This is a genomic window from Frankia sp. CeTa3Moorea (assembly GCF_978021225.1).
The window spans coordinates 3,179-6,789 of record NZ_CDXDOR010000205.1; the positions used below are offsets into that span (position 1 = coordinate 3,179).

Sequence of the window (3,611 nt, forward strand, 5' to 3'; positions counted from 1 at the left end):
CGTCAACACGGCGGCCTGTCCCCGTTGACATCCGGATGACTTCCGGAACATCCGGACCTTCCGCACCCCGGCCTCGACCTTCGATCTGACATCCGCCTCCGCGCGTTTGTCGGTCGATGCTCGATCCGGCCGGAACGAGGCGCTGGAGGTCGTCGTCAACGGCAGGAACGGCGCTGGCCATGACCGATCCCCTGGCATCATCGGAACAATCCCTGACTCCGGAGCAGCCTCCGGCGCATGGGCGATCCACCGCGACGGAACGGTCCGAGTCCGGCCGCTCCGAGTCCGAGCGGTCGACGGTGCCCGGACGATCCGAGGCGGCCGAGGCCTTCGTCCTGCGGGGGGTGCACGTCCTCGACAAGACCGGGCGCTTCGGTGAGCCGACCGACGTCGCCGTCGGCGGCGGGATCATCCATGCGGTCGGCACGCGACTCGGCCTCGACCGGGACGCCGTCGACGTTGACGCCCACGACCTGTGGCTGATGCCAGGGGTCGTCGACTGCCACGCGCACGTCACGCAGTCCACCTATGATCCGTTCGAGCTGGCGACGGCGTCGCTGTCCACGCGGGTCCTGCAGACCGCCGCCGCGTTGCGGGCGTCGTTGGCGGCCGGTGTCACACACCTGCGGGACGCCGGCGGCGCCGACACCGGCATCCGGGACGCGGTCAGCGCGGGCACCGTGCCCGGACCTCGGCTCGCCGTGTCCGTCGTCGGGCTGAGCCGGTCCGGGCGGCACGGTGACGGGGCGATCATCGGTCCCGGGCTGGAGTCGGCCGAAGATGTTCTCATGCCGGACTATCCCGGCCGGCCCCCGCATACCGTTACCGAGGCGGGCAGCCTGCCGGCGTCGGTGCGGGGCGTTCTGCGTGCGGGTGCGGACTGGATCATGATCTACGCGAGCGGTGGGGTGATGTCCGCCCGGCCGGGGCAGCCCGAGCCGCAGTTCAGCCCGGTGGAGCTTGCGGCCGCCGTCGCGGAGGCCCGGCGGTACGGACGCCCGGTGATGATGCATGCCTTGGGCGAGCGGTCGATCGAGGCCGCGGTCGCCGCCGGAGCGCGGTCCATCGAGCACGGCATCGGGCTCACCGAGCCCGTGGCGGCCGCCATGGCGGCCGCCGGGGTGACGCTCGTCCCCACCCTGTCGCCCTACCAGGACCTGGCGGCGCTGGCGGCCACCGGAGTGCTGCCGGGCTGGGCGGTGGACCGGGCCGAGGCCACCGAGGCCGCGCTGGCCGGCACGATCGCGGTCGCCCGTGCGGCGGGGGTGCCGATCGCGCTCGGCAGCGACGCCCGGCACCGCACCCGGCACGGCACGAACCTGGCCGAGATCAGCCGGCTGCGCCGCGCCGGGCTCACCCCGCCCGAGGCGCTGCTCGCCGCGACCGCGACCGGAGCCCGGCTCTTCGGACTGGGGGAGGGAGCCGGCCGTATCGCCGTCGGCTCCGCCTTCGACGCGATCCTGCTCGACGCGGACCCCGGGGACCTGTCGGTCTTCGAGCGGCCGGGCGCCGTGAGCGGGGTGTTCCTTGGCGGTCGTGCGGTGCTGCCCCACCCGCGGCTGCCCGGGAACCTGGTCCGCCCCACCATGGTGATGGAAGAGGTGCCGAGAATCGCTCCCGAGCGGCCCGCGGCGTCGCCGTCCAGCTGACTCTCCCGTTTTCTAGAATGTTCACGAAATATCAAAAGAAATACCCTTAGTATGGCTTCGCGGGCTTTCGTCGGATCCGCTCTGGGACGGCGATTGACCGAGATGCGGATCGGCCCCCGAAAGCTATTGTCGTAGGGGCCCCGCTGCCGGCTGCCGTCAGGTGGCCCGGGCCATTTGCTGGTACGGGGTGCCGCGTCTCCAATGCCTGGAGGGTTCTCATGCAGCACGCTGAAATGATCAATAAGAGCATGCGGAAGGCCATCGAGGAGTGTATGTCCTGCTCGGCCCTGTGCGAGGAGACGATCTCCTACTGCATGGACATGCCGGGCGCCATGATGGAGTCGGCGAACATGCGGCTGATGATGGACTGCGCAGCCGTCACCAGGACCTGCGCCGACATGATGTGCCGGCTGTCGCCGATGCACGGGGAAATGTGCGCGATGTGCGCGCGGATCTGCGTGATGTGCGCTGAGATGTGCGAGAGGATGCCGCAGGATCAGCAGCTCGCCAAGCTCGCCGGCGCATGCCGATCCTGCGCGGAGAGCTGCAACACGATGGTGGGCGCCGCCGCCTGAGCGGCGTCCGGCCCGACGGCGCCGGGGCGTAGCCGGCGATCACCCGACTCCGCCCCGACGTCCGGGGCCGTGCAGCTGTGCGGCGGCACGTGCCACGTGCCACGTGCCACGTGGCCTCGGTCACGACTGGTGGCTACGGTTACGTATCCTCGGGCGGACATGGGGTGAAACACCTGAGTAACAATATTGACCATGTTGACAGGTAGCCGTCGGATAGGCAGAATATGGTCATGTCCTCCTGGGTGGATCGGATGACCCCCCTGGTCATCCGTGGCCACATCGATTTCCTGCGAGTGGCCTCGTCCGGTTGTCCGGCCCGGCCACTTCACGTGCTTTACTAGCCTCCTCGGCTTTCCCTCGCTCGGTGTTCTCTCTGGCGTTCTCCTTATTCATGGCCGCTCGATAGGTCTGTCTCCAGATCGTCATTGCCTGCGTGGACGCCAGCTGCCTCGGTATCGATGTCCGGTCAGTACCGGGTACATCTCTGGACGGTTTCCGATCGGAGCATGCTGTGTCATCCCTGGTTTCGTCAGCATACGTTTATCCGCGCCCCCATGGATATGTGGAGGGGCCGGGAACCCGTTACTGGCCCAGCGGTGATCCAACCCACTCGAGAAGAGCCAGTGTCGTCCTTCTCCCCGGTCGGGGAGAATCTGCCGAACATTTCGAGGGCCTGGCTTTCCGGCTCGCGCTCGACGGATATCAGGTGACGTTTCTCGACCACGGGAGAGACACCGTCCTCGCCCTTGGTGAGGCGCGTGCCCCCGAGGGTCCGTTCATCCTGCTGGGTTCGGACAGCGGGGCCCTGCGGGCGTTGGTCGGCGCCGGTTCGCCAGCCGTCCGGCCGGATGCCCTCGTGTTGCTCGACCTGCCGCTGGTGTACCGAAAGATCGCGGGCGAGGGTCCGGGACAGCCGATCCCACGGTCGCTGCCCGACCTGCCGGTCCTACTGCTCCACGCCGAGCGAGACGAGGTCAGCCCGCTTGCGCTGGTGCGCATGATGACGCGGACCGCGCGCCGGGCCCGGCTGGCGTCGCTACCCGGGGGGCGTGGCGTGCTCGCCGGCCCCGGTCGGCGTGCGGTCGGCGCGCACATCCTGCTGTTCCTCGAGAACCTCCGTGCCCCGCGGCTGGCCCCACGGCAACGGCAGCGGGACCGGCCGCTCGACTGATCTCGCCCGGTGCCGGGCGCGCCCGCGTGCCGCTCCGATCGGGGTGTGCCTCCGCGGGAGTCCCAAGCGCTCAGCAGGCGTTTCCTTGGCGGGTGCCGGCGCGAATCACGCGGGTCCATCGTCCGTCCCGTACCGCGTCGTCTGTTTTCCAACGGCGCCGGCTTCGAGTCTGCGGCTCGAAGCCGGCGCCGTTCGCGTTTGCGTACCCGCCCACAC

At 69.6% G+C, this 3,611-nt stretch carries 3 protein-coding genes; all 3 read left to right on the plus strand.

Annotated features, from left to right (window positions below):
* Window positions 1–299: 299 nt before the first annotated feature.
* A complete protein-coding gene (locus AC08OV_RS22470; protein WP_476613543.1) occupies window positions 300–1,649 on the plus strand; it encodes an amidohydrolase family protein in 1,350 nt (449 codons plus the stop codon).
* 218 nt (window positions 1,650–1,867) lie between these two features.
* A complete protein-coding gene (locus AC08OV_RS22475; RefSeq protein ID WP_476613544.1) occupies window positions 1,868–2,224 on the plus strand; it encodes a four-helix bundle copper-binding protein in 357 nt (118 codons plus the stop codon).
* 706 nt (window positions 2,225–2,930) lie between these two features.
* A complete protein-coding gene (locus AC08OV_RS22480; RefSeq protein WP_462186044.1) occupies window positions 2,931–3,395 on the plus strand; it encodes an alpha/beta fold hydrolase in 465 nt (154 codons plus the stop codon).
* Window positions 3,396–3,611 lie beyond the last annotated feature (216 nt).

Excerpts from the sequence above, each read along its gene's own strand:
- AC08OV_RS22475 (WP_476613544.1), top strand. The coding sequence starts at position 1,868 with ATGCAGCACGCTGAAATGATCAATAAGAGCATGCGGAAGGCCATCGAG.